At 67.0% G+C, this 24,271-nt stretch carries 24 protein-coding genes and 1 pseudogene; 8 read left to right on the top strand and 17 right to left on the bottom strand.

Features of this window, described 5'->3' with window-relative positions:
* Positions 1 to 55: 55 nt before the first annotated feature.
* Positions 56 to 619 carry a TetR/AcrR family transcriptional regulator gene (locus tag KXD98_RS12325; RefSeq protein ID WP_260764618.1) on the top strand — a complete coding sequence of 188 codons (564 nt, stop codon included), beginning with the start codon at positions 56 to 58 and terminating at the stop codon, positions 617 to 619.
* 219 nt (positions 620 to 838) lie between these two features.
* Here the strand turns inward: KXD98_RS12325 and KXD98_RS12320 are convergent, their stop codons facing one another.
* From KXD98_RS12320 to ilvD, 6 genes and pseudogenes are all read right to left on the bottom strand, one after another.
* A complete protein-coding gene (locus KXD98_RS12320; RefSeq protein ID WP_260764617.1) occupies positions 839 to 1,027 on the bottom strand; it encodes a helix-turn-helix domain-containing protein in 189 nt (62 codons plus the stop codon).
* A gap of 61 nt (positions 1,028 to 1,088) precedes the next feature.
* Positions 1,089 to 2,717 (bottom strand): ABC-F family ATP-binding cassette domain-containing protein, encoded by a 1,629-nt coding sequence (locus KXD98_RS12315; RefSeq protein WP_260764616.1) that lies wholly within the window; start codon positions 2,715 to 2,717, stop codon positions 1,089 to 1,091.
* A gap of 112 nt (positions 2,718 to 2,829) precedes the next feature.
* Positions 2,830 to 3,651, bottom strand: coding sequence for an enoyl-CoA hydratase (locus tag KXD98_RS12310; RefSeq protein WP_260764615.1), 822 nt, complete (start codon positions 3,649 to 3,651; stop codon positions 2,830 to 2,832).
* 31 nt (positions 3,652 to 3,682) lie between these two features.
* Entirely contained in the window at positions 3,683 to 4,045 is a 363-nt protein-coding gene (trxA, locus tag KXD98_RS12305; RefSeq protein WP_260764614.1) for a thioredoxin, read from the bottom strand.
* 333 nt (positions 4,046 to 4,378) lie between these two features.
* Positions 4,379 to 4,490: pseudogene (locus KXD98_RS28535) on the bottom strand (hypothetical protein); the annotation flags it as partial.
* A gap of 11 nt (positions 4,491 to 4,501) precedes the next feature.
* Positions 4,502 to 6,391 carry a dihydroxy-acid dehydratase gene (ilvD, locus tag KXD98_RS12295; RefSeq protein ID WP_260764612.1) on the bottom strand — a complete coding sequence of 630 codons (1,890 nt, stop codon included), beginning with the start codon at positions 6,389 to 6,391 and terminating at the stop codon, positions 4,502 to 4,504.
* Between the two features lie 124 nt (positions 6,392 to 6,515).
* Here ilvD and KXD98_RS12290 point away from each other — a divergent pair, with 124 nt between their 5' ends.
* A complete protein-coding gene (locus KXD98_RS12290; protein WP_260764611.1) occupies positions 6,516 to 7,307 on the top strand; it encodes a helix-turn-helix transcriptional regulator in 792 nt (263 codons plus the stop codon).
* On the opposite strand, the gene KXD98_RS12285 is transcribed toward KXD98_RS12290, so the two are convergent.
* The 8 genes from KXD98_RS12285 to KXD98_RS12250 form a co-directional block, all read right to left on the bottom strand.
* Positions 7,295 to 8,827, bottom strand: a complete 1,533-nt coding sequence (locus tag KXD98_RS12285; RefSeq protein ID WP_260764610.1) for a glycoside hydrolase family 16 protein — start codon at positions 8,825 to 8,827, stop codon at positions 7,295 to 7,297. The genes KXD98_RS12290 and KXD98_RS12285 overlap by 13 nt on opposite strands.
* Before the next feature lie 492 nt (positions 8,828 to 9,319).
* The gene (locus KXD98_RS12280; protein ID WP_260764609.1) at positions 9,320 to 9,667 is read right to left on the bottom strand and encodes a metal-sulfur cluster assembly factor; all 348 of its coding nucleotides are present in this window, start codon (positions 9,665 to 9,667) and stop codon (positions 9,320 to 9,322) included.
* Positions 9,660 to 10,184 (bottom strand): Fe-S cluster assembly sulfur transfer protein SufU, encoded by a 525-nt coding sequence (gene sufU / locus KXD98_RS12275; protein ID WP_260764608.1) that lies wholly within the window; start codon positions 10,182 to 10,184, stop codon positions 9,660 to 9,662. Before sufU ends, KXD98_RS12280 begins: the two co-directional genes overlap by 8 nt.
* A 2-nt stretch (positions 10,185 to 10,186) precedes the next feature.
* Complete coding sequence (locus KXD98_RS12270) at positions 10,187 to 11,446, bottom strand: cysteine desulfurase (RefSeq protein WP_260764607.1); 1,260 nt, start codon at positions 11,444 to 11,446, stop codon at positions 10,187 to 10,189.
* Between the two features lies 1 nt (position 11,447).
* Positions 11,448 to 12,218, bottom strand: a complete 771-nt coding sequence (gene sufC / locus KXD98_RS12265) for a Fe-S cluster assembly ATPase SufC (protein WP_260764606.1) — start codon at positions 12,216 to 12,218, stop codon at positions 11,448 to 11,450.
* A gap of 1 nt (position 12,219) precedes the next feature.
* Positions 12,220 to 13,404, bottom strand: a complete 1,185-nt coding sequence (gene sufD / locus KXD98_RS12260) for a Fe-S cluster assembly protein SufD (RefSeq protein WP_260764605.1) — start codon at positions 13,402 to 13,404, stop codon at positions 12,220 to 12,222.
* Complete coding sequence (gene sufB / locus KXD98_RS12255) at positions 13,404 to 14,855, bottom strand: Fe-S cluster assembly protein SufB (RefSeq protein WP_260764604.1); 1,452 nt, start codon at positions 14,853 to 14,855, stop codon at positions 13,404 to 13,406. Before sufB ends, sufD begins: the two co-directional genes overlap by 1 nt.
* A 59-nt stretch (positions 14,856 to 14,914) precedes the next feature.
* Positions 14,915 to 15,685, bottom strand: coding sequence for a helix-turn-helix transcriptional regulator (locus tag KXD98_RS12250; RefSeq protein WP_396883177.1), 771 nt, complete (start codon positions 15,683 to 15,685; stop codon positions 14,915 to 14,917).
* A gap of 80 nt (positions 15,686 to 15,765) precedes the next feature.
* On the opposite strand from KXD98_RS12250, the gene mptB reads away from it, so the two are divergent.
* Genes mptB through KXD98_RS12235 form a run of 3 tightly spaced genes read left to right on the top strand, consistent with a single transcriptional unit; the run spans position 15,766 to position 19,153 of the window.
* Entirely contained in the window at positions 15,766 to 17,451 is a 1,686-nt protein-coding gene (gene mptB / locus KXD98_RS12245; RefSeq protein WP_260764603.1) for a polyprenol phosphomannose-dependent alpha 1,6 mannosyltransferase MptB, read from the top strand.
* The gene (locus KXD98_RS12240) at positions 17,448 to 18,377 is read left to right on the top strand and encodes an ABC transporter ATP-binding protein (RefSeq protein ID WP_260764602.1); all 930 of its coding nucleotides are present in this window, start codon (positions 17,448 to 17,450) and stop codon (positions 18,375 to 18,377) included. Before mptB ends, KXD98_RS12240 begins: the two co-directional genes overlap by 4 nt.
* On the top strand, positions 18,374 to 19,153 hold the full coding sequence (locus KXD98_RS12235; protein WP_260764601.1) for an ABC transporter permease: 780 nt from the start codon (positions 18,374 to 18,376) through the stop codon (positions 19,151 to 19,153). Before KXD98_RS12240 ends, KXD98_RS12235 begins: the two co-directional genes overlap by 4 nt.
* Here the strand turns inward: KXD98_RS12235 and KXD98_RS12230 are convergent.
* Positions 19,064 to 19,750 (bottom strand): hypothetical protein, encoded by a 687-nt coding sequence (locus KXD98_RS12230; RefSeq protein ID WP_260764600.1) that lies wholly within the window; start codon positions 19,748 to 19,750, stop codon positions 19,064 to 19,066. The two genes, KXD98_RS12235 and KXD98_RS12230, sit on opposite strands and share 90 nt — an antisense overlap.
* Positions 19,751 to 19,852: 102 nt before the next feature.
* On the opposite strand from KXD98_RS12230, the gene KXD98_RS12225 reads away from it, so the two are divergent.
* Positions 19,853 to 20,431, top strand: a complete 579-nt coding sequence (locus tag KXD98_RS12225; RefSeq protein ID WP_260764599.1) for a TetR/AcrR family transcriptional regulator — start codon at positions 19,853 to 19,855, stop codon at positions 20,429 to 20,431.
* 57 nt (positions 20,432 to 20,488) lie between these two features.
* Entirely contained in the window at positions 20,489 to 21,409 is a 921-nt protein-coding gene (locus KXD98_RS12220; RefSeq protein ID WP_396883175.1) for a heme A synthase, read from the top strand.
* Here the strand turns inward: KXD98_RS12220 and KXD98_RS12215 are convergent.
* Entirely contained in the window at positions 21,359 to 22,306 is a 948-nt protein-coding gene (locus tag KXD98_RS12215; RefSeq protein ID WP_260764597.1) for a RimK family alpha-L-glutamate ligase, read from the bottom strand. The two genes, KXD98_RS12220 and KXD98_RS12215, sit on opposite strands and share 51 nt — an antisense overlap.
* Before the next feature lie 44 nt (positions 22,307 to 22,350).
* On the opposite strand from KXD98_RS12215, the gene KXD98_RS12210 reads away from it, so the two are divergent.
* Complete coding sequence (locus KXD98_RS12210) at positions 22,351 to 23,325, top strand: quinone oxidoreductase (protein WP_260764596.1); 975 nt, start codon at positions 22,351 to 22,353, stop codon at positions 23,323 to 23,325.
* On the opposite strand, the gene KXD98_RS12205 is transcribed toward KXD98_RS12210, so the two are convergent.
* A complete protein-coding gene (locus tag KXD98_RS12205) occupies positions 23,322 to 24,269 on the bottom strand; it encodes a DUF1254 domain-containing protein (RefSeq protein WP_260764595.1) in 948 nt (315 codons plus the stop codon). The two genes, KXD98_RS12210 and KXD98_RS12205, sit on opposite strands and share 4 nt — an antisense overlap.
* Positions 24,270 to 24,271 lie beyond the last annotated feature (2 nt).

Here is a 24,271-nt window from a genome sequence, read left to right as displayed (position 1 = left end):
TTCCCACCGACGAGGAGCATCGCATCGACGAGCACTTGGGCGAGGAGCAGCGAATATGCCCCGGGTGACCGACGACCATCTGGCGGCGCGCCGCCGCCAGATTCTCGACGGCGCCCGCCGGTGTTTCGCGGAGTACGGGTACGAGAACGCGACCGTGCGGCGGCTCGAGCACAGCATCGGGCTGTCGCGCGGCGCGATCTTTCACCACTTCCGCGACAAGGACACGCTCTTTTTCGAGCTGGCCCGTGAGGACGCCGAGCGCATGGCCGACGTGGCCGCGCGGGAGGGCCTGATCCAGGTGATGCGGGACATGCTGGCCGCACCGGAGCAGTTCGACTGGTTGGCGACCCGTTTGGAGATTGCTCGCAAGCTGCGCAACGATCCGTCGTTCAGTCGGGGTTGGGCGGAACGCTCGGCAGAGCTGTCCGCCGCCACCGCCGAGCGGTTGCGCCGCCAGAAGCAGGCCGGTCGGCTACGCGATGACGTCGCCGGCGAGGTGCTGCGCACCTACCTGGAATTGGTGCTCGATGGGCTGGTGGCCCGCCTGGCTTCCGGCGACGATCCGCAGCGGCTCAGTGCCGTCCTCGACCTCGTCGAGGACTCAGTGCGACAGCGCTGATCAAGCCGCAGTGCGACAGCGCTGATCAAGCCGCAGTGCGACAGCGCTGATCAAGCCGCAGTGCGACAGCGCTGATCAAGCCGCAGTGCGACAGCGCTGATCAAGCCGCAGTGCGACAGCGCTGATCAAGCCGCAGTGCGACAGCGCTGATCAAGCCGCAGTGCGACAGCGCTGATCAAGCCGCAGTGCGACAGCGCTGATCAAGCCGCAGTGCGACGATCACTTACGGCCGCGGTGATTGGGCCCGCCGCGGCTGCGCATGGTCGCACCGGACTCGCGCAGCATGCTGTGGATCGAGCCGTATGAGTGGCCGGTGGACGCAACAAGGGTGCGTATGCTGGCACCGCTCTCGTACGCGGTGCGGAGCTCGCTGATCAATTGATCCCTGGTTTTGTTGTCCCTTTTCATTCCGCCCTCCCGCAGTTCGCTCGGAACCGATTACCCAACGGAAGAACTGTTGACACGTGGCTCAGGCCAGCTCGATGAGATCCCGGTATTCGTCCGACCAGAAGTCCTCGGTGCCATCGGGCAGGAGCAGCACTCGTTGCGGGTTGAGTGCCTCGGCGGCGCCGGGATCGTGGGTCACTAGTACCACCGACCCGACGTAGCTGCGCAGCGCGTCGAGAACCTGCTCCCGCGAGGCCGGGTCGAGGTTGTTGGTGGGTTCGTCGAGCAGTAGCACGTTGGCTGTCGAGGCCACCAAACCGGCCAGCGCCAACCGGGTCTTCTCACCCCCGGACAGGGTGCCGGCGGGCTGCTCGAGCTGAGCACCGCTGAACATGAACGCCCCGAGCAGCCCGCGCAGGTCCTGCTCCCCAGTGTCAGGGGCGGCGTGGCGGATGTTCTCCCACACCGTGGCCAGGTTGTCGAGGGTGTCGTGTTCCTGAGCGAAATAGCCGATCTTGAGGCCGTGACCGGGCTCCAGACCGCCGGCATCGGGGGTCTCGACCCCTGCCAGGATCCGTAGCAGCGTCGTCTTACCGGCGCCGTTGAGCCCCAGGACGACCACTCGCGATCCGCGGTCGATCGCCAGATCCAGCCCGCTGAACACCTCCAGCGAGCCGTAGGTCTTGGTCAAACCCTTGGCGATCAGCGGGGTCTTGCCACACGGCGCGGGGGTCGGGAACTTGATCCGAGCCACCTTGTCGGCGGCCCGCTCATCGTCGAGGGCAGCCATCATGCGATCGGCACGTCGCAACATATTCTGCGCGGCAACGGCTTTGGTGGCCTTGGCGCCCATCTTGGCGGCCTGGGCGCGCAGTGCGGAGGCCTTACGTTCGGCGTTCGCGCGTTCGCGGCGGCGCCGTTGCTCATCGGTGGCACGCGCATCGAGGTACTTCTGCCAGCCCATGTTGTAGACGTCGGCCTCACCGCGGACCGCGTCGAGGAACCACACCCGATTCACCACGTCGGCAAGCAGCTCGACATCGTGGCTGATCACGACCAGCCCGCCGGTGTGGTTCTGCAGGAAAGTGCGCAGCCAGCCGATCGAATCGGCGTCGAGGTGGTTGGTGGGCTCGTCGAGCAGCAGCGTGGTCGCCGAACCGCTACCGCTGTCTGATGCGGCGAACAGGATGCGCGCCAATTCGACGCGGCGGCGCTGTCCGCCGGACAGCGTGCGCAGCGGCTGGGTGAGCACGCGGTCGGGCAATCCGAGGCTGGCACAAATTCGGCCGGCTTCGCTCTCGGCGGCATACCCGCCCAGAGCGGCGAACCGTTCCTCCAGTTGCCCGTAGCGGCGAACCGCCTTGTCCCGGGCCGCGTCGTCGACGACCTCGGCCATCAGCGCCTGCTGCTTCTCCAGATCCGAGAGCAGGGCGTCCAGGCCGCGCGCCGAGAGCACCCGGTCGCGGGCCAGCTGGTCCAGGTCACCTTCCTTGGGATCCTGTGGCAGATAACCAATTTCACCCGTACGACTGATATGTCCGGCGTAGGGTTCGCCTTCTCCGGCAAGGATGCGCATGGTGGTGGTCTTACCGGCGCCATTGCGGCCGACCAGTCCGATGCGGTCACCGGGCTGCACACGCAGCGCCGAGCCCTCGCTGGAGAGCAGGGTGCGCGCTCCGGCGCGGACCTCGAGGTCCGTTGCGGTGATCACGCTGATGCTCCTGAGATTTAACGAGGGCGAGGGCAGACGGGCCCGGCCCCGCCGAAACCGGCTTTGGGCCAGGTTAGTGGCTACGACCGGCCCGAGGCCAATCGATTGTCGCCTACTTGTCGTCGGTGAAGGTCGGCGCTCGACCCTCCCGGCGAGCGGCGACGGCCTCCTCGAAGTTGTGTGTCAGCAACCGGACGTACAGCTGGCCCAGGCCTTCGGCCTGCATGTGGGCTTCCAACGATCCGGCATCCAGGCCGCTCCACAGCGTGCGCTTGGTCAACTCGGTACCCGGTCGGGAAAAACCGGCAATACGCTCTGCCATTTGGTAGCAGGTGGCGAGCAGCTGATCGGCGGGCACCTGTCGCGACACCAACCCGATGCGCTCGGCCTCCTCGGCGTCGACATCACGTCCGGTCAGCATGATCTCGGACGCCCGCGATGACCCGATGGCTCGTGGCAGCAGATAGCTCAGGCCGAGTTCACTGGCGGTCAGGCCGTTGTTGATGCCGGCGGCGCGGAAGTACGCGTTGGCCGCGGCGATCCGGATGTCGGCGGCCAGCGCCAAACACAGCCCGCCGCCGATGGCCGCACCGTTGACCGCGGCGATGACCGGTTGATGCATCCTGCGCAGCGCCAGAATGACGTCGTCGAGTACCTCCATCGAGCGCAACCCGAAGGTGGGCCGGGTCAATCCGGCCACGTGGGGTACCGACCCGGCGGACTTATGGTCGGCGCCCGACGAGAAGCCGCGGCCGGCACCGGTCAGCACCACGACGCGAACATCGTTGTCGTAGGTCAGGTCGCGCAGCACGTCGCGCAAAGGCACCATCACGTCGAACGCCATCGAATTCATCCGCTCCGGACGGTTCAGCGTCACCAAGGCGACATGCGGACGCGGGCGCTCGACGAGGACGAACGGCTCAGGCTGGGTCACGCCTGCACGGTAGCGGGCGCCGACGGCGCGACTACTGCTGGCCGTCCTCCTGGGACGCGATCGCGGCGTCGATGTCGAATTCCTTGACTTTCTGCACCAGGTCCTCCAGCGCGGCCGGGGGTAGCGCGCCGGCCTGGTTGAACACCAGTTTGCCCTTCTTGAAGGCCATCAGCGTAGGAATGGATCGGATGTCGGCCGCGGCGGCGAGCTGTTGCTCTGCCTCAGTGTCGACCTTGGCGTAGACGACGTCGGGGTGCTTGTCCGACGAGGCCGAGAAAGTCGGTGCGAAGGCACGACAGGGGCCGCACCACGATGCCCAGAAATCGACCAGAACGATCTCGTTGTCGTTGATGGTCTCGTTGAACTCTTCGGCGGTGAGGTCTCGGGTAGCCACGTTGTCCCTAACGTCGTGCGGGTGTCTGCTGTTCCCAGTCTGGCACGGCATCGGTGTGCGGGTCGGCAGCGTCGAATCAGCGACGATCGGCCATCCAGCTACCGTGCCGCAAGGCGGCCGGGCGCGCGGACTCGGCCGGTTTCGCGTCTGGCGGGTGTTGTCCCAGCGCGTCGAGCACCTCGCAGGGCTCGGCGGCCGGGTGGGGCCACGGCGCGGCGTGGATCTCCGCAAGCTGCTCGTCGACGGAGCGGAACCTCGCTCGGGATTCCTGACGGAAATCGGCCAACTCAGACTCGACAGCGGCGAGACGGGATTCGACACTGGTCATTCGATCCGCGTGCACACGCTGATTGGCTCCCAGCGCGTTGACCGCGGCAAGCACGGCGCGATAGTCCCCCGGCCCAGCCTCCAGCGCCGAGATCCGAGCCTCGTGATCGTCGAGCATCCCCACGAAACTCAGAGTAGGGAATCTTGTTTACCGGTACTGCCGGTCGACGACCCAGCTGTTAATGGACCGGTGGGACAACGGCGCACCGCTCCCCGATCCGCGCTGGTGGCCAGCGCGGCGTAGGCCTGGAGCGCTGCCGACACGGTGCGCTCCCGTGCCCGCGGACTGAAGCCCTTGAGCCGTTCGCGGCGGCGCGCCAACTCCTCGTCGTCGACGCGCAGGTGGATGCGCCGTTGCGGCACGTCGATGTCGACGACGTCGCCGTCCTCGACCAGGGCGATCATTCCCCCGGCTGCGGCCTCGGGCGATACGTGCCCGATCGACAAGCCCGAGCTGCCGCCGGAGAACCGGCCATCGGTGACCAGCGCGCACCGAGCAGCAAGGCCGCGACCCTTCATAAACGACGTCGGGTGCAACATTTCCTGCATGCCCGGTCCGCCGCGTGGGCCCTCGTAGCGCACGACCAGCACATCGCCGGGCTGGATCCGGCCACCGAGGATCGCTTCGACAGCGTCCTCCTGGGACTCGACGACCACCGCCGGACCACTGAACCGCAGCAGCGCCTCGGCCACCCCCGCAGTCTTGACCACACAGCCGTCAGCGGCCAGATTGCCGCGCAGCACGGCCAGTCCGCCGTCCGCACTGTGGGCGTGCGCGATGTCCCGGATGCACCCCGCGGAAGAGTCGACATCCAGCGAGTCCCACCGCTGCGTCTGGGAGAAGGCCGACGAGGACCGCACACCTCCTGGCGCGGCCCGGAACAGTTCAGCCGCCTGCGCGGTCGCGGTGCCACTACGGACGTCCCAGTCGTCCAGCCAGGCGCCGAGGCTGTCGGCGTGCACCGCCCGCACCGATTCGGCGAGCAACCCGCCCCGGCGCAATTCACCCATCAGCGCTGGGACCCCGCCGGCGCGGTGCACGTCCTCCATCAGGTCGGTGCCGTTGGGGGCAACCTTGCACAGGCACGGCACCGCACGCGAGATTGCGTCGATGTCGTGGAGACTGAAATCCAGCTTTGCCTCGTGTGCCGCGGCAAGCAGATGCAGGACCGTGTTGGTGGAACCGCCCATCGCCACGTCGACGGCCATGGCATTGGTGAACGCGGCGCGGTCGGCGATCTGGCGGGGCAGGACGCGCGCATCGTCGTCGTCATACCAGCGGTGCGCGAGCTCGACGACCAATGCACCGGCACGTTCGTAGAGCTTGCGCCGGTCGGTGTGGGTGGCCAAAGTTGATCCGTTGCCCGGAAGCGCCAGACCGAGGGCCTCGACCAGACAGTTCATCGAGTTCGCGGTGAACATCCCTGCGCAGGAGCCGCACGTCGGGCAGGCCGCCTCCTCGATGCGGCGCAGATCCTCGTCGTCGACTCCGCGGTCGGCGGCGGCTGATATCGGATCGATCAAGTGCAGCCCGCCGCGCGTCGAGCCGTCGGCCATGGTGGCGCGGCCGCCCTCCATCGGTCCACCGGCAACGAACACCGTCGGGACGTCGATGCGTAGCGCCGCCATCAACATCGCCGGAGTGATCTTGTCGCAGTTGGAGATGCACACCAGTGCGTCAGCCCGGTGTGCTTCGACGACGTACTCGACCGAGTCGGCGATCAAATCGCGCGACGGCAGCGAGTAGAACGTCCCGAGATGGCCCATCGCGATACCGTCGTCGATGGCGATGGTGTTGAACTCTCGCGGGATACCGCCAGCCAGGCGCACCGCATCGGCGACGATGCGCCCCACCGGCTGCAGGTGTGTATGGCCGGGTACGAACTCGGTGAAGCTGTTGGCTACTGCCACGATCGGCTTGCCGAAATCGGAGGCAGCCACCCCGGCAGCGCGCAGCAGCGCGCGGGCCCCGGCCATATTGCGTCCGTGGGTGACGGTGCGGGAGCGCAGTTCAGGCATACCCTGAGGGTCTCCGTCGATGGTCTGGCCCCACAAGACTGTCTGACTACTGGTAGTCAGAACACCAGGTGGTGGCGAACCGACCAGCCGCGACAACACCAGGACGGCAAATAGCATGTCTGCCATGTCGGCGCAGTCCGAGAGCCAGGCGGAACTGGGCGCTTTCCTGCGAGCACGCAGGCAGCGCATATCGCGAGAGACCTACGGGCTGCCGGCCCGGGTGCGGGGTCGCGGGACCGGGTTACGCAGGGAAGAAGTCTCGGCCCTGTGCGGGGTCAGCATCACCTGGTACACGTGGCTGGAGCAGGGACGGTCAATCACGCCATCCCGCCAGGTACTCGATGCGATCGCACGCACTCTCCAACTGTCCCCGACCGAGCACCATTACCTGCTGGGGCTGGCCGGCTACGCGCCTGCGACAGACCCTGCGCGGATACAGCCGGCGCCCGATCACATCCAGCGGCTGCTCGACGCGCTCGGGGATCGCCCGGCCTACGTGCTGGCGGGCGACTGGTCGATCGTCGGTTGGAACGCCGCCTATGCCCAGTTGTACCCCACCGTCGCGGTGGTCGGCGCCGAGGAGCGCAACCTGCTGTGGCTGGTCTTCACCGACCCATCGGTGCGCACGCTGCTCGATGACTGGGAGCTGACCAGCACCCGTTTCCTCGCGGAGTTTCGGGCCGAGGTGGCGGGACGGCTCAGCGATCCGCCGATCCGGGATCTGCTGGACCGCCTGCATGCAGCCAGCGTCGAGTTCCGGCACGGCTGGGATGCCCACCCGATCGCCGGATTCGAGTCCCGCGAACGGGTCTTCCACCATCCCACCGCCGGGTTGCTGAGGTTGGAACACCATCAGCTCCGACCGTCAGACAGGCCCGATCTTCAGCTCGTGGTGTACACGCCCTACAGCGTGTAGGCCCGCACCCAGTCGACCTTCATCTGAGCCTGGAACGGTATGTCGGCCGGCGGGTCACCTGTCCACGGGTTCCCGACAGCGATGTTGAGGATCAAGTAATGTTCCCAGGCCCCGGAGAACGGCGTCCAGTTTCCACCCAGGGCTTCATATTCGGCTTTGGTGACGCGACCCACCTCGACACCGTCGACGTGCCAGACGATGCGGTCGGCGTGCCAATCGATGCCGTACTCGTGGAATCCGGCCGACAGATCGACGCCCAGATCCGTGCTGAAGCCGGGCAGTTTGACGTCAATGGTGTTGTCTCGGTCGGCGGGACCGTGAATGTTGCCGGTCCATGTGCGCCGAGCCTGCGGTGTCCCGAAGCCCGGCACCTCGACGATGTCGATCTCACCTTGCCGCGGCCAGTCGTACTCGTGGCCGGGCTCCAGCCCGACAGTCCAGAACGCCGGCAACACTCCCCGTGTCACCGGCATTTGGATGCGGGCCACCACACGGGTGCCGACTGCGATCGACTGCTTGCCGAACGTCACGAGCCGTGCCGAGGTGTAGTTGTACGGCGCACCGAACCGGTCCGGTGGGGTTTCTCTGCGCGCTTCGAAGACGAGATTTCCGGCGCCGTCGATGAAAACGTTGTCGCCATCGGTGTAGTACTGGTTCTCACCGGCAGGCCAGCCCCACCGGCCGGTCTGGAAACCCCAGTACCGCAGGGTTTCTTCCATGCTTGAAAAATTGGTCTCCCACAACAACTTCGGCTGCGCTGGGCCGGCATCGGGCGGCAGCACGTCGCGGTAAATGCGGGCGCGCACCCCCAGCCACCAGGTCTGGACGAACTTCGGTACCGGAATCGCCAGGAAATCGGGCCCGTAGTTGGTCTTCTTCACCCCGATGGAATACAGCCAGTCGACGATCATCGAGCCCACTGTCACCCGAACCGTGCTCGGCACCTCTGCGGTGCTGATCGCCGCTACGGCCGCGGTCATCGCGGCCTGCTCTGATTGTTCCGCGACCGTGCGTGATTCACCCACCTGCGTCGTTGCGCGCGACTCGTCGACATCGGAACGTCTGACTCTCAAATCATTGCGCGCCGGCACCGCGACAACCCCGACGGCCGCCTCTTCCTTGTCGGGTCCCCGACCGGAATCACCGGCGGGTCCCGGCGCGCCCTCCGCGGCCGACCCTTGAGTCGCCGCATCGTCGGCAACGGCATCGCCGTCGTCGAGTTTCACGATGGTCACGTTCTCGGCGACCGAATCCACCAACTCCGGCTCGGCCCGGGCGCCGGTGTCGGCGGCCTCGGCCGGGGCCTCGCGCTCTGCTTTGGTGGTGTTGTCGGTACGCGTGCGGGGTTCGCGCGGGGCCCGAGGCGACTGGCTGTCGCGCGACGCCGACACCGAGCGATCGGAGCGCTCTGCTCCGGTGGTGTCGGCGCCGGCGATGCCCGTTCCCGCCATCATCGCCGCGCCGATTCCCGCGGCGACCACACCACCAGCGAACCAGCGTTTGCCACTGCCCAAATGCATGCCCGCAGAACGCCTAGTGTGCATCGACCGTCCATTCCCACCGAAGGGATAGAGAAGGTACGACTACTCCGCGGAGTCCGCTGTCCAACGGTCACCAGGAGCGAACGCAGAAGCCAAATCACGTTCACCACGGCGCAACGCCTAGCCGGGCTTTCTGGCTGACTACGCGTGGAGCACAGCAAACGATAGTCGGGCTCTCCCCAGAGCGTGGCAGATCGCCAGAATCGGTGTCGGAAAAGAGAATTGGGAGCATGTCGACTCTCCTCGGCAGAGCGCGCTCGACGGTCCGCTGCCGAGTCAGCGCAGCCGCACAGGTTTGCTCAGAGCATGCACTCGCTGTGCGCTCGAGGTACTCGACGGCGCTAGGACGTGGCCCTTCGACTCGAAGGGAAGCGGGACAAAGTCAACAAGACACTTGCCCGCCGCGGCCGAGGCAACTGAGCTTCAGGACCGGCGGGCGGTTGGACTTCCCTACTCGGGGACTGGCCGATGTCAGACCGTGAAGCCCAGGGCGCGGAGCTGCTCGCGACCGTCCTCGGTGATCTTGTCCGGTCCCCACGGCGGGTTCCACACCCAGTTGATCTTGATCTCGCTCACCAGCCCGGCGCCGACCAACGCGGTGCGGGACTGGTCTTCGATCACGTCGGTCAACGGGCATGCCGCAGAGGTCAGCGTCATGTCGATCAGCGCGACCTTCCCGGCTTCGCCACTCTCGACACCGACTCCGTAAACCAGCCCGAGATCGACGACGTTGATCCCGAGTTCGGGGTCGACGACATCGTGCATCGCCTCCTCGATATCGGCGAGCAATTGGTCCTCGGGTACCACTGTGTCACTCATTGACGCTCTCCTCCAGTTGGTCTGACTCGTGCGCCTGCGCGGCGGGGCTCAATTCGTGCGCCTGCGCAACGGGGCTCAGTTCGTGCGCCTGCGCAACGGCGGCCTTGAAGGCAGTCCAGCCCAGCAGGGCGCATTTCACCCGAGCCGGGTACTTGGCCACGCCGGCGAATGCCACACCGTCACCGAGCACGTCCTCGTCGCCCTCGATTCTGCCTCGGCTGGACACCATCTCCGAGAATGCCGCAACCGTCTTGAGGGCATCCCCGACGCTCTGTCCGATCACCTGATCGGTCAGCACCGAGGTCGCGGCCTGGCTGATCGAACAACCCTGTCCGTCATAAGACACGTCGGTGACGGTCTGACCGTCGGGCGACAGCGCCACCCGCAGGGTGACTTCATCGCCACAGGTCGGGTTCACGTGGTGTACCTCTGCACCGAACGGCTCACGCAGGCCGCGATGGTGCGGGCGCTTGTAATGGTCCAGGATGACTTCCTGGTAGATCTGCTCGAGTCGCACGTCTACTTCCCGAAGAACTCCACCGCGCGGCGCACGCCGGCGATCAACCGGTCGACTTCGTCAGCGGTGTTGTACACCGCAAATGAGGCCCGTGCGGTCGCGGCGATGCCGAACCGGCGGTGCAACGGCCACGCACAGTGATGCCCCACCCGCACCGCGACTCCCCCGTCGTCGAGTACCTGACCGACGTCGTGGGCATGCACACCGTCGACCACGAACGACACCGGGGACCCGCGATCGGCCATCGTTGTCGGGCCGATGATCCGCACCCCGTCGACGGCCACCAGACCCTCCAGAGCAGCCTGCACCAGATCGTTCTCGTGTTGTTCGACCTCATTCATGCCGATGCCCCGGAGATACCTTGCCGCTGCGGCCAATCCGACCACCTGCGAGGTCATCGGCGTGCCGGCCTCGAACCGCTGCGGCGCCGGCGCGTACGTGGAGGCCTCCATCGTGACGGTCTCGATCATCGACCCGCCGGTCAGGAACGGCGGCATGGCGTCGAGCAGCTCGCGGCGGCCGTAGAGCACTCCGATCCCGGTAGGCCCCAACATCTTGTGCCCCGAGAACGCGGCGTAGTCGACGTCGAGGTCGTGGAAGTGTACGGGTTGGTGCGGCACCGACTGGCACGCGTCGAGCACGGTCAGCGCGCCGACACTGTTGGCTCTGGCCACCAGCTCCGCGACCGGCGCGACCGCGCCGGTCACATTGGAATGATGGCTGAACGCCACCACTTTGACGCGCTCGTCGAGCTGTAACGAATCCAGGTCGATACGGCCGGCTTCAGGCCCCTCGGAAGTAACGCCGAACCACTTCAACGTTGCACCCGTGCGGTGCGCCAGTTCCTGCCACGGCACCAGGTTCGCGTGGTGCTCCAGTTCAGTGGTGACGATGACGTCGCCGGGGCCCACGACTCGGTCGAATCGCCGATCGCCCAGCACATGGGCCACCAGGTTGATCGCCTCGGTCGCATTCTTGGTGAAGATCAGCTCGTCGGCATCGGCGCCGACGAACTCAGCGATATCCTCCCGGCCCTGTTCGTATGCGTCGGTCGCTTCCTCCATCAACTGGTGCGCACCGCGGTGTACCGCCCCGTAGGACGTGGTCAGAAAGTCGCGTTCGGCGTCGAGCACCGCCAATGGCTTCTGCGACGTCGCTCCGGAATCCAAGTAGGCCAGCTGCTTACCACCGCGCATCACCCGGTTCAGGATCGGGAAGTCCGCCCGAATCGCTGTCACGTCGAGCGTCTTGGCGGCCGTCATGTCAGGCTCCGGCGGCCGCTGCTTGAGTGAAGCGCTCGTAACCGTTCTCCTCGAGCTCATCGGCCAACTCCGGACCGCCGGAGGTGATGATGCGGCCTCCGACGAACACGTGCACGAACTGCGGCTGGATGTAGCGCAGAATCCGGGTGTAGTGGGTGATCAGCAGCACCCCGCCGTTCTCGGATTCCTTGTAGTGGTTCACGCCCTCGCTGACCACGCGCAGTGCGTCGACGTCCAGCCCGGAGTCGGTCTCGTCGAGGATGGCGATCTTCGGCTTGAGCAGGCCAAGTTGCAGGATTTCGTGGCGCTTCTTCTCACCGCCGGAGAATCCCTCGTTGACGCTGCGCTCGCCGAACGATGGATCGATGTCGAGATCGTTCATGGCGGCCTTGACTTCTTTGACCCAGTGGCGCAATTTCGGAGCCTCGCCCCGAACCGCGGTGGCGGCCGTGCGCAGGAAGTTCGACATCGACACGCCGGGCACCTCGACCGGGTACTGCATCGCCAGGAACAAGCCCGCGCGGGCGCGCTCGTCGATGCTCATCTCCAAAACATCCGCGCCGTCGAGGGTGATCGACCCGGAGGTCACCGTGTACTTGGGGTGACCGGCGATGGCGTAGGACAGCGTCGATTTGCCCGACCCGTTGGGCCCCATCACGGCGTGCGTCTCACCGGACTTGACGGTCAGGTCGACGCCTTTGAGGATCGGAACCTCCTCGCCTTCGGGGGTGAAGACCGAGGCGTGCAGATCCTTGATTTCCAGAGTGGTCATGTCAGTCTGTTCTCGATTCGGTGATCGCTAGTTCTCGTTCAATGGCTTCAGTCAAACGTTCGCGCACAGCGGGCACCGGCATCTTCGCGATGATCTCGTTGAAGAAGCCGCGCACCACCAGCCGGCGCGCCTGCTCCTCGGGGATGCCGCGGGCCCGTAGGTAGAACAACTGCTCGTCGTCGAAACGGCCGGTGGCGCTGGCGTGGCCGGCGCCCACGATCTCGCCGGTCTCGATCTCGAGGTTGGGCACCGAATCAGCGCGGGCGCCGTCGGTGAGCACCAGGTTGCGGTTCACCTCGAAGGTGTCGGTGCCGGTGGCCTCGGCGCGGATCAGTACGTCGCCGATCCATACCGTATGGGCATCGGGCTTGTTGGATGACGGATCACCTTGCAGCGCGCCCTTGTACAGCACGTCGGACTTACAGTTCGGATGCGAATGGTCCACCAGCAGCCGTGATTCGAAGTGCTGGCCGTCGTCGGCGAAGTAGGTGCCCAGCATCTTGGCGTCGCCACCGGGGCCGGTATAACGCACGGTGGCGGTGGTGCGCACCACGTCGCCGCCAAGGGTGACGTTGACGTGGCCGAGCACCGCGTCCTTGCCCAACCTGGCGTGATGAGCGCTGACGTGGACCATGTCGTCGGCCCAGTCGGCGATCCAGATGATGCCCAGACCCGCGGAGTCCCCGACGATGAGCTCGACGTTGTCGGCATAAGTGCCGCTGCCACGCAGGTCCACCACCACGATCGCCCGTGACAACTCCTCGACCCGGATTTGCAGGTGCCCGTAGGCCACCGCGCCATCACCGGGTCCGGTGACGTCGATCGTGATGGGCTCGGCGACCTCGGTGTCCCGCGCCACGGTCACCACGGTCGCCGATTCGAACGACGAGAATGCTTGTGCGGCAACTCGGTCGGAGGGCACGCCACCCTGGCCGAGTCGCTCGTCGCCGCGCGCGACGGTCTCAACCGTCACACCTGGTCGCTCAGAGACCGCGATCTGTGCCGTCGCGGTAGGTGACGCGGAACCGTCGTGCAGGCCGCGCAGCCGCTTGAGCGGGGTGAATCGCCAGATCTCGTCCCGGCCGCCGGGCACTTCGAACGCGTTGACGTCGAACGACGAGAACAGCTCACCCTTATTGACGGCAGCGAGGGCCGAACCCTCTACTGCCTGCGTCAATTCCGTCACTATCCGACCGCGCCTTCCATCTGCAGCTCGATCAGCCGGTTGAGCTCCAGCGCATACTCCATCGGGAGTTCTTTGGCGATCGGCTCGACGAAACCGCGCACCACCATCGCCATGGCTTCGTCCTCGGTCAGACCGCGGCTCATCAGATAGAACATCTGGTCCTCGCTGACCTTGGACACCGTGGCCTCATGGCCCATCGTGACATCGTCCTCGCGGATGTCGACATACGGGTAGGTGTCCGAGCGGCTCACGGTGTCGACAAGCAGCGCATCGCATTTCACGCTTGAGCGGGATCCGTGCGCACCCTTGTTGACCTGAACCAGACCGCGGTAGGAGGCCCGTCCCCCACCCCTGGCGACCGACTTGGACACGATGTTGCTCGAGGTGTGCGGTGCCAGGTGCAGCATCTTGGCACCGGTGTCCTGATGCTGCCCCTCGCCGGCGAATGCGACCGAAAGCACCTCACCCTTGGCGTGCTCACCGGTCATCCACACCGCCGGGTACTTCATCGTGACCTTGGACCCGATGTTGCCATCGACCCACTCCATCGTGGCGCCGGCTTCGGCACGGGCACGTTTGGTCACCAGGTTGTAGACGTTGTTCGACCAGTTCTGAATGGTCGTATAGCGGCAACGGCCACCGGGTTTGACGATGATCTCCACGACCGCACTGTGCAGCGAGTCGCTCTTGTAGATCGGTGCGGTGCAGCCCTCGACGTAGTGCACATAGGCGTTCTCGTCGACGATGATCAGCGTGCGCTCGAACTGTCCCATGTTCTCGGTATTGATCCGGAAGTAGGCCTGCAACGGGATGTCCACGTGCACACCGGGCGGCACGTAGATGAATGACCCGCCCGACCACACGGCGGTGTTGAGCGCGGAGAACTTATTGTCCCCGGCCGGGATCACCGTGCCGAAGTACTCCTTGAACAGCTCCGGGTGCTCTTTGAGCGCGGTGTCGGTGTCCAGGAAGATGACGCCTTGGGCCTCGAGGTCCTCGCGGATCGAGTGGTACACGACCTCGGACTCGTACTGCGCGGCGACACCGGAGACCAGCCGCTGCTTCTCCGCCTCGGGGATGCCCAGCTTGTCGTAGGTGTTCTTGATGTCGGCGGGCAGGTCGTCCCACGTGGCGGCCTGCTTCTCGCTGGACCGCACGAAGTACTTGATGTTGTCGAAGTCGATGCCGTCGAGGTTCGAGCCCCAGTTCGGCATCGGCTTCTTGTCGAAGGTGCGCAGCGCACGCAGGCGGATGTCGAGCATCCACTCGGGCTCGCTCTTCTTCGCCGAGATGTCGCGAACCACCGCCTCGGACAGCCCCCGCTGCGCGCTGGCACCGGCAACATCGGAGTCGGCCCAGCCGTAGCCGTAATTGCCCAGCGAGGCGATGGCCTCTTCCTGGGTCAACGGTGCGGCTGGCTCAGCAACTGAGGCCTCCGGCGTGAGTGTCATTGCGACACACTCCTTTTGCTCTGTGGTGGCTTCGGCGCGGGCTGTGCGCCGAAGGATCTTTACCGTCCGGTTGTACTCAAGGGGACATGGGTGGTGCAGGCACAGTCGCCGTTGACGATCGTGGCCAACCGTTGCACATGGGTCCCGAGCACCTCGGCCATCGCCTCCTGCTCAGCCTCACACAACTCGGGAAACTCCTCGGCCACGTGCGACACCGGGCAGTGATGCTGGCAGATCTGCACGCCGGGCACCGGCCCGCGGACCCGCGCGGTGGTCGTCGCATAGCCCGCTCCGGTGAACGCCTCGGCGATCCGATCAGCCCGCGCCTCGACACCCGCGACATCCACACTGTCGAGCGGCCCGCCGGGCGGGTCGATGCCGGCCAAGATGGCGTCGATGCGCTGCCGGGCGAACGTCCGCACCGCGTCGTCACCACCGATCTCCCGGAGTTGACGCATCGCGGCCGCCGCGAGCGCGTCGTAGGCGTGTTCGAGCTTGGCTCGACCGGCGGCGGTGAGCTGGTAGCGCTTGGCGGGGCGGCCCCGCCCTTCCTGCTGCCAGGCCGCTGCGGCCGTGGCCTTCGCGTCGCCCGCGTCGATCAGAGCGTCGAGATGACGCCGCACCCCGGCGGCCGAGAGTCCCAGCTGAGCGCCGATGTGACGGGCCGTGGTGGGGCCGGATTCGAGCAGCAGCCGGACGATCGCGCTGCGGGTGTCCCCGTGTGAATCACCATCGACAGCCGTCGACGGCACCGGTGAGGGTGCTGCCGAACTGTGCTGACGGAATTTCACTACACCAGTGTGACGCAATTCCCCGAGCGGGTCTACCAAGGGCACCCTTAGCGTCGCGTTGGACTTCTCACAACGCCGACGCTCACGATCGGGAATACCGCGCCCGCTACGCTTCCTTCGTGGCAGCCCGCCGACATTCTCTCAGTACGTCGATCGCCGGGTGGCACGGCGACGAACGGACGGTCGGCAGCCCCCTCACCAACGCCGAGCTGGTCGCGATGCACCGGACCCGGTTGTTCGGGGCCACCGGCACCGTGCTGATGGCGATCGGCGCGCTGGGCGCCGGGGCGCGTCCGGTCATGCAGGACCCGACGTTCGGGGTCCGGCTGCTCAACCTGCCCTCGCGTATCCAGACCGTGTCGTTGACCATGACCACCACGGGCGCGGTGATGATGGCGCTGGCGTGGTTGATGCTCGGCCGTTTCACGCTGGGCAAACGCAAGATGACTCGCAGCCAGCTCGATCGGACGCTGCTGCTGTGGGCGCTGCCGCTGCTCATCGCGCCGCCGATGTACAGCAAGGATGTCTACTCCTACCTGGCGCAGAGTGAGATCTCCCTGCAGGGCGCCGACCCCTATCAAGTCGGGCCCGCACCCGGCCTGGGCCTCGACCATATTTTCACCGCCTCGGTACCAAGCCTGTGGCGCGAGACTCCGGCGCCCTACGGGCCGCTTTTCCTATGGATCGGCCGCGGGATCTCCGCACTGACCGGAGAGAACATCGTCGAGGCGGTGCTGTTGCACCGGCTGGTGGTATTGATCGGCGTCGGGATGATCGTGTGGGCCACCCCGCGGTTGGCCCGCCGGTGCGGCGTGGCCGAGGTCAGCGCGCTGTGGCTGGGGCCGACGAACCCGTTGTTGTTCATGCACCTGGTGGCTGGCATTCACAACGAGGCACTCATGCTCGGCCTGATGCTGGCCGGCACGGAGTTCGCGCTGCGCGGTATCGAAGCCATCGGCGATTCCACCCGGGCGCGCTGGTATTCGCTGGCGATGCTGCTCGCCGGCACCGTCTTGATCACGTTGTCCTCGCAGGTGAAGCTGCCCTCGCTGCTGGCGCTGGGTTTCGTCGCGATGGCTCTGGCCCACAAATGTGGCGGCACGGTCAAGGCCTTTCTGGCCTCGTGCGGCGGGCTGACGGCGGTTTCGGTCGCGGTGATGGCGATCATCGGCTGGGTCAGCGGGCTCGGGTTCGGCTGGCTGTTCACCCTCGGCACCGCCAACGTGGTGCGCAGCTGGATGTCGCCGCCGACACTGCTGGCGTTGGGTACCGGTCAGGTCGGCATCCTGCTCGGCCTGGGCGATCACACCACTGCGGTGCTGGGCTTGACCCGCGGCATCGGTGTCAGCCTCATTGCGGTGATCGTCACCTGGCTGCTGCTGTCGGTGTTGCGCGGTCGGTTGCATCCGGTGGGCGGGCTTGGGGTCGCGCTGGGCGCGACGGTACTGCTGTTCCCGGTGGTACAGCCGTGGTACCTGCTGTGGGCGATCATCCCGTTGGCCGCGTGGGCCACCCGTCCCGCGTTCCGCTCGACGGTCATCGTCGTCACGCTGGTGGTCGGCATCTTCGGGCCCACCGCCAATGGTGACCGGTTCGCGCTGTTCCAGATCGTGCTGGCCACCGTCGCCAGCTTCCTGATCGTGCTGGCGCTGATAGCGCTGACCTACCGGTGGCTGCCCTGGCGGGCGGTGCCCGAAGCCGCGTCGGGCACTCTCACCGATGACGACAACGAGCCCGAGCAGCCGCGTGGGTCCCCACCGCCACCACGGGCACCGGTGGGCGACGCTTACGCTGAGTCACCGTGAGCTCGAATCCCCCGCCTGTACTGCTGCGAAACGTCAGCAAGCGGTACGGGTCGACCACGGCGGTCTGCGAGCTCGATCTCGACGTGCAAGCCGCCGAGGTGCTGGCCCTGCTCGGTCCCAACGGTGCCGGGAAGACGACCACGGTGGAGATGTGCGAGGGGTTCATTCGACCCGACCAGGGCTCGATCCAGATTCTCGGCCTCGACCCGGTTGCCGACAATGCTCAGGTGCGGGCGCGCACCGGCGTCATGCTGCAGGGCGGTGGCGCCTACCCGGCCGCCCGGGCCGGCGAGATGCTCAACCTGGTGGCGTCCTACGCCGCCAACCCGCTGGACCCGCAGTGGTTGCTCGACATTCTGGGTTTGCGGGAATCTGCGCGCACCACCTACCGCCGGTTGTCGGGCGGACAGCAGCAGCGGCTCGCCCTGGCCTGCGCAGTGGTCGGGAAACCCGAATTGGTGTTTCTCGACGAGCCGACGGCGGGCATGGACGCCCACGCCCGCCTGGTGGTCTGGGAGTTGATCGAGGCGCTGCGCCGCGATGGTGTCACGGTGGTGTTGACCACCCATCAGCTGGCCGAAGCCGAGGAACTCGCCGACCGGATCGTCATCATCGACCGTGGCCGGTCGGTCGCGACCGGGACCCCCGCCGAGCTGACCCGCAGCGGCGCGGAGAACCAGCTGCGCTTCCGGGCACCTCGCATGCTCGACCTGGCTCTGCTGGTGGCGGCGCTGCCGGAGGGCTACCGCGCCTCCGAGGCAGCGCCGGGCGAGTACCTCGTGGAGGGCCACATCGACCCCCAGGTCCTCGCGACGGTCACTGCCTGGTGCGCCCGGTTGGACGTGCTGGCCACCGACATGCGGGTCGAACAGCGCAGCCTCGAAGATGTCTTCCTCGAGCTCACGGGGCGGGAGCTACGGAAATGACCGACCCGAACCGGTTCGCCGCCGGCACGTTCACCCCCGACGCGCGGCCCGCCGCGGTGCCGCAGATGCTGAGCGCGCAGTTTGGACTGGAACTGCGCCTGTTGCTGCGCAACGGCGAGCAGCTGCTGCTGACGATGTTCATCCCGATCACGCTGCTGGTCGGCCTGACACTGCTGCCCCTGGGCTCGTTCGGACCGAACCGGGTGGCCACTTTCGTGCCGGCCATCATGGCGCTGGCGGTGATCTCCACGGCGTTTACCGGCCAGGCCATCGCCGTGGCCTTCGACCGCCGCTACGGCGCGTTGAAACGCCTGGGCGCAACCGCGCTGCCGGTGTGGGGCATCATCGCCGGCAAGTCACTGGCCGTGGTGGCGGTGGTGTTCCTGCAATCCGTGCTGTTCGGCGCCATCGGCTTCGCGCTGGGCTGGCGGCCCTCGGTGGCAGGGCTGGCGCTGGGGGGTGTGGTGATCGCCTTGGGCACCGCGGTGTTCGCCGCGCTCGGCTTGCTGCTGGGGGGCACGCTGCGCGCCGAAATCGTCCTCGCCGTGGCGAACCTGGCGTGGTTCGTGCTCGCCGGTCTCGGCGCCCTGGTCCTCGACGGCGCCGAAGTCCCGACGGGCGCGCAGTGGGTGGCGCGGCTGACGCCGTCAGGGGCGTTGACCGAAGCGCTGTCGGCCGCCATGGCGCTATCGGTAGACTGGTTCGCCATCCTCGTACTGACTGCGTGGGGCGCTGTGGCCGCGGTCTGCGCACTGCGCTGGTTCCGCTTCACCTGACCCGAGCAGCGGCAACAGGAACTCCAACTGGCCAACCTCTTCGATGTTGTGCCGAACCCAGGCCCGCATCTTGTCGTCGGGAAAGCGCCGGCACACCGCCCGGTTCACCGGCGCCAGCGCCGGCGAGCGCGCGCCCAGGTCCATCACGGTCACGTAGTGGGCACCGTCAGCGCCGGCCGACCAGGTGTGCTCCAGCTGAAAGAACGGCACCCCGCCGATCCGTTTGACCAGTCGGATACCTGTCTGGTCGAGCTTCTCGACCCGAGCCACCTCATTGATGGTGAACTCGGGCCGGCCGCCGAATGCCTCCACCATCCGATAGCGTGCCCCTTCAGCGGCGCCGCCGGTTGGCGCAGGGCGGGCCAGCTCCCAGCAGATGTGGTCGACCGGGTGCCATGCGTGGTAGCGGTCGACGACCCGGTCCCCGTAGGTCATGGTCTGGCCGAGGTGGGTGAACCACTCGAGCAACAGGTCCGGCGTCACGTGTGCCAGCGGCCGATGATCGATGGTGACCCGCCGGCGGTGGTGGGGCCACGCCGAGTACGAGACCGTCGCACTGTCGACAGGCCGCAGCGGAAACAGAACGGGTAGCGCCATCGGATCTCCTTCAAGATACGGTTTCGTTTCTTAAAGCCAGACTATGCTGTTCCCGTAAGATACGCAAGAGTATCTTCACAACAGCGAAAGCGAAGTGGTGCGATGCGACGGCGTGGAGCCGAACTGGATGCGGCGATCCGGTCGGCGGTGCTCACACTGCTGGCCGAGGGCGGTCCGGGTGCGGTGACGATGGAGGCAGTGGCCGTCGCCGCGCAGACGAGCAAGCCGGTGCTGTACCGCCGCTGGGCCGATCGCCGGGCGCTGCTGCGCGACACCTTGATCGGCATCGCTGCCACGTCGATTTCCACCGAGGACACTGGCAGCTTCCGCGGGGACATGCTCGCGGTGTTACGCAGCTGGGCCGCACTGTTCGCCGGTGACACCGCGACATTGATGCGGTCGGTTGTCGCGGCCGTAATCGGTGACGACGAACTGGCCACGGTGTTCCGCCACGATGTGCTCGGTCGGCGCAAAACCGAGATGGACGAGCTGCTCGCGCGGGCCGTGCGCCGTGGCGAAGTGCGCCCGGACGCCCCCGTCGAACTGGTACGCGAGCTCGGCCAGAGTGTGCTGTGGCACCGCCTGGTGATCAGCGGGGATCCCATCGACGACGACCTCATCGTCACGCTCGTCGACGAGGTTCTGCTGCCTGCGGTCGCCCCTACTACGTCACGTAGTTAGCTGACCTCTACCATCGACAGCGTGTCCGTCGGACGTTTCTTTCTGCGGCTCGTCGACGTGCTTCCCGAGCCGAGCCTGCGGGTACAGCGCATCGTCGCCGCCGCGGTGATCTTCACCCAGGGCGGTATTGCCGTCACCGGGTCGATCGTGCGCGTCACCGCCTCCGGGCTGGGATGCCCGACCTGGCCGCAGTGCTTCCCGGGCAGCTTCACCCCGGTCCCCCACCCCGAGGTCGCCGGCCTGCACCAGGCTGTCGAGTTCGGCAACCGACTATTGACCTTCCTGGTCGTGGCGACCGCTGCGATCGCAGTGATCGTCGTCACCCGTGCCCGCCGGCGTCGCGAAGTGCTGATCTACGCGTGGCTGATGCCCGCCTCGACGGTGGTGCAGGCGGTGATCGGCGGCATCACCGTGCTGACCGGGCTGTTGTGGTGGACGGTGGCCGTCCATCTGCTGGCCTCGATGGCCATGGTGTGGGTCGCGGTGCTGCTGTTCGTCAAGGTCGGCCAGCCCGATGACGGGGTGGTGCGGCCACAGGCTCCGAAGCCGCTGCGCCAGTTGACCGTCCTCAGTGCGGTAGCGCTGGCCGCGGTGCTGGTCACCGGCACGATGGTGACCGGCGCGGGACCCCACGCCGGCGACAAGAGCATCGAGCGGCCGGTGCCGCGCTTGCAGATCGAGATCACCACGCTGGTCCACATGCACTCGTCCTTGCTGGTGGCGTACCTGGCGCTGTTGGTGGGTCTCGGCTTCGGCCTGCTCGCCGTCCGGGCACCGGCGGCGGTGCGCAAACGCCTCGCCGTGCTCGTGGTTCTGGTAGCCGCCCAGGGGGCTCTTGGTGCGGTGCAGTTCTTCACCGGCGTGCCCGCGGCGCTGGTGGCCATCCACGTCGCCGGTGCGGCCATCTGCACCGCGGCCACTGCAGCGCTATGGGCGTCGATGCGAGAACGGACCCAGTCCGAAGTCGTGCAGAGCTGATTCCACCGCGAGCGCGAACTGCCGCTGCTGAGCAGCTCTGGTGGTCTCGTCGAGCTGACGCCAGCCCAACGACGGCTCGACCAGTTCCAGCTCGAGCAGCACCGCGCTCGCGCCGGTGCCCAATATGTCCACACGCGCGTAGAGCAGGTCGGCGACATGGAGTTTCAGCAGTGCAGCGGTAGCGGCGAGCGCCGCATGCCCAAGATCCCACACCGCCAGGTCGGGATCGGCGACGGCTAGCGACTCCCTGGCGAAGGTGCCCGAGCGGTCGAGGTCGGGAGGGTGGCCGTGCGCCGAGAGCATCGGGCCTTTGGTGAAAGCGTGGGACTGCTCACCGCGGAGGAACACCAGCGCGGTCTCTCCGTCGACGACCCGCGGATCATAAGGCTGCACCAGTGCGGTGTGCCCGGCGCGCTGCAGACCCTCGGCATGGGCGAGCGCCTGCTTTGCATCGTCGAATCGCAGCGCCCCCCTCGACCCGGCTCCCACCGCGGGCTTGACCACGACCTCGCCGTCGGGGAGGTCGGCGATGACCACCGCGTGCCCCGGTGGATAGAACGCGCTCGGCACCGTCGGTATCCCGGCGGCGGCGAGGTCGTCCAGATAACGCTTGTCGGTATTCCAGGCGACCACCGTCGCCGGGTTGAGCAACCTCTTCACCCGGGTGCTCCAGCGCCGGAACTCGGACAGGCGTTCCACGTAGTCCCATGTGGCGCGCAAGATGACCAGGTCGGCGTCCACAGTGGCCGGGTCATCCCAGGGCATCCAGCGGGCATGCAGACCACGTCCGCGCAAGGCGTGGACCAGGCCCTCGTCATCACCGTCACCTTCGGGCAGCGCCGCACACCCCGCCAGCACGATGCGGGGGTGATAGAGATCAGGGCGGGCCAGGTGCACGGCCGAATGCTAGACCTCTCGGCGGCCAGACAAGGATGGTGTCCATGTACGCAATCGAAGTCGCCCAGACCGGCGGACCCGAAGTCCTCAACTACGTTGAGAAACCGCGGCCATCTCCGGGGCCAGGTCAGGTGCTGATCAAGGCCGAGGCGATCGGCGTCAACTTCATCGACACCTACTTCCGCTCAGGGCTGTACCCCCGCGAGCTGCCTTTCGTGGTCGGCAGCGAGCTGTGTGGCACCATCGAGGCCGTCGGCCCCGACGTCGCGGCGCTCACCGTCGGCGACCGGGTTGTCACCGATAGAGCGCTCGGAGCATACGCCGAATACTGCTTGGCTCCAGCAGACTTCGTGGCCTATGTGCCGGACGGCCTGGCGCCCGAGGTGGTGGCCTCCGCGCTGCTGAAAGGGATGACCGCGCACTACCTGATCAGATCGACCTACCCGGTGCAACTACGCGATTCGGTACTCGTCCACGCCGGCGCGGGTGGCGTCGGACTGATCTTGACCCAATGGGCCACCAGCCTGGCGGCCAAGGTGATCACCACGGTGTCCACCCCCGACAAGGCCGACCTGTCCCGGCAGGCCGGGGCGATCGAGGTGCTCGACTATCCCAGCGATCCCGAGGAGTTCGGGTCCCGGGTCCGGGACCTGACCGGCGGTAAGGGGGTGGCCGCGGTGTACGACGGCGTGGGTGCGTCGACCTTCGAGGCCAGTCTGGCCAGCCTCGCCGTGCGCGGCACGCTGGCGCTGTTCGGTGCCGCCAGCGGCCCGGTTCCGCCGGTGGACCCGCAGCGGCTCAACGCCGCGGGCTCGGTGTACCTGACCCGGCCCAATCTCGCCCACTACACCCTCACGCCGGATGAGTTCTCTTGGCGCGCAGGAGAATTTCTCGATGCCGTGGCGGACGGCACGCTCAGCGTGACGGTCAGCCGCCGGTATCGGCTGCGCGAGGCCGAGCAGGCACACCGCGACCTGCAGGGCCGCAAGACCGTCGGCTCGGTGGTGCTGGTCCCCTAGACCGGCTCGGCGAACGGGAATGTCCAGGACCCGTCGAGCAGTTCGGGCCGCGGACGGTACAGCCGCACCAGGTAGTTCCAGCCCGCCGTCACCGGAAGGCAGTTCGCGACCGACCCGTCACAACCGCCGAACTGGATGGTCACCGCACCGTTGGCGTCGGTGACGCCGGTGACGCTGTTGACGGAATACGCGTCGGCCGGGTTCGGCGTGAAGTATCCATCCGCGTTGTACACGGTGACCGACCAGAACGCGTCGACAGGAACGTCGCGCACCGTCATCCGGTGCACTCTCGTACCGTCGTTGTCGGCCGGGTTGACGGTCAGATAAAGCGCCTCGCGCTCGGGGTTTCCGCCCCACGCGGCGGCGGCGCCGATCAGCCGCCGCACCGGATCGACCACACCGTCGGCACCGAACATGCCGCGGCTGTCGGGCAGAGTGGCGAACAACGCGATCAGCGCGTCTCGGACGCTCTGCTGGCTGACGGGGTCCCAGTCGGGTACCTCGAAGCGTCCGGGCCCGGCCTGCTCGGCCGTGACAGCGTCCTGCAACGCGTGCACCGTGGCCAGGTCGGCCGGGTCGTTGGGGTCGACGAGGGTGCGCAGCACGAGCATCACATACCGGGTCCCGATACCGGCACGACTGAAGGTGTGACGGCCCGCGGAGTAGATCACCTCGGGGACGAAGTGGTCCTGCGTGATGACCTGCAGCGCCATGAACCGGCCGGCGGTGTCGGGCAACGTGACCGTGACCGGCCCGGCGTCGAGATCGAAGACCGCCACCGAGTACAGCGTGTCCCGGTTCTGGCGTACCACGAGCTGATTGTCCAGCGAACCGAAGTCCCGGTGGTGGGCGAAACAGCCCAGGCCACCGTCGCGCACCACGTTGCCGAAGTAGAGGTCGGTCTCGGCTCGGACGAAATTGTCCGGACTGACGTGCTCGGTCACGT

The organism is Mycobacterium sp. SMC-4, assembly GCF_025263265.1.
Lineage (GTDB): Bacteria > Actinomycetota > Actinomycetes > Mycobacteriales > Mycobacteriaceae > Mycobacterium.
Note: the sequence above shows the minus strand (reverse complement) of the source record. Positions and strands in the feature narration are given on the sequence as shown.

Bases quoted from the DNA above. Each gene is read 5' to 3' on its own strand.
- KXD98_RS12225 (WP_260764599.1), top strand. From the start codon at position 19,853: ATGCGACGGCGTGGAGCCGAACTGGATGCGGCGATCCGGTCGGCGGTG.
- KXD98_RS12320 (WP_260764617.1), bottom strand. From the start codon at position 1,027: ATGAAAAGGGACAACAAAACCAGGGATCAATTGATCAGCGAGCTCCGC.
- KXD98_RS12280 (WP_260764609.1), bottom strand. From the start codon at position 9,667: ATGAGTGACACAGTGGTACCCGAGGACCAATTGCTCGCCGATATCGAG.
- KXD98_RS12270 (WP_260764607.1), bottom strand. From the start codon at position 11,446: ATGACGGCCGCCAAGACGCTCGACGTGACAGCGATTCGGGCGGACTTC.
- sufC (WP_260764606.1), bottom strand. From the start codon at position 12,218: ATGACCACTCTGGAAATCAAGGATCTGCACGCCTCGGTCTTCACCCCC.
- KXD98_RS12290 (WP_260764611.1), top strand. From the start codon at position 6,516: ATGTCGGCGCAGTCCGAGAGCCAGGCGGAACTGGGCGCTTTCCTGCGA.
- KXD98_RS12230 (WP_260764600.1), bottom strand. From the start codon at position 19,750: ATGGCGCTACCCGTTCTGTTTCCGCTGCGGCCTGTCGACAGTGCGACG.
- KXD98_RS12285 (WP_260764610.1), bottom strand. From the start codon at position 8,827: ATGCATTTGGGCAGTGGCAAACGCTGGTTCGCTGGTGGTGTGGTCGCC.
- sufB (WP_260764604.1), bottom strand. From the start codon at position 14,855: ATGACACTCACGCCGGAGGCCTCAGTTGCTGAGCCAGCCGCACCGTTG.
- KXD98_RS12235 (WP_260764601.1), top strand. From the start codon at position 18,374: ATGACCGACCCGAACCGGTTCGCCGCCGGCACGTTCACCCCCGACGCG.
- KXD98_RS12210 (WP_260764596.1), top strand. From the start codon at position 22,351: ATGTACGCAATCGAAGTCGCCCAGACCGGCGGACCCGAAGTCCTCAAC.
- ilvD (WP_260764612.1), bottom strand. From the start codon at position 6,391: ATGCCTGAACTGCGCTCCCGCACCGTCACCCACGGACGCAATATGGCC.
- KXD98_RS12325 (WP_260764618.1), top strand. From the start codon at position 56: ATGCCCCGGGTGACCGACGACCATCTGGCGGCGCGCCGCCGCCAGATT.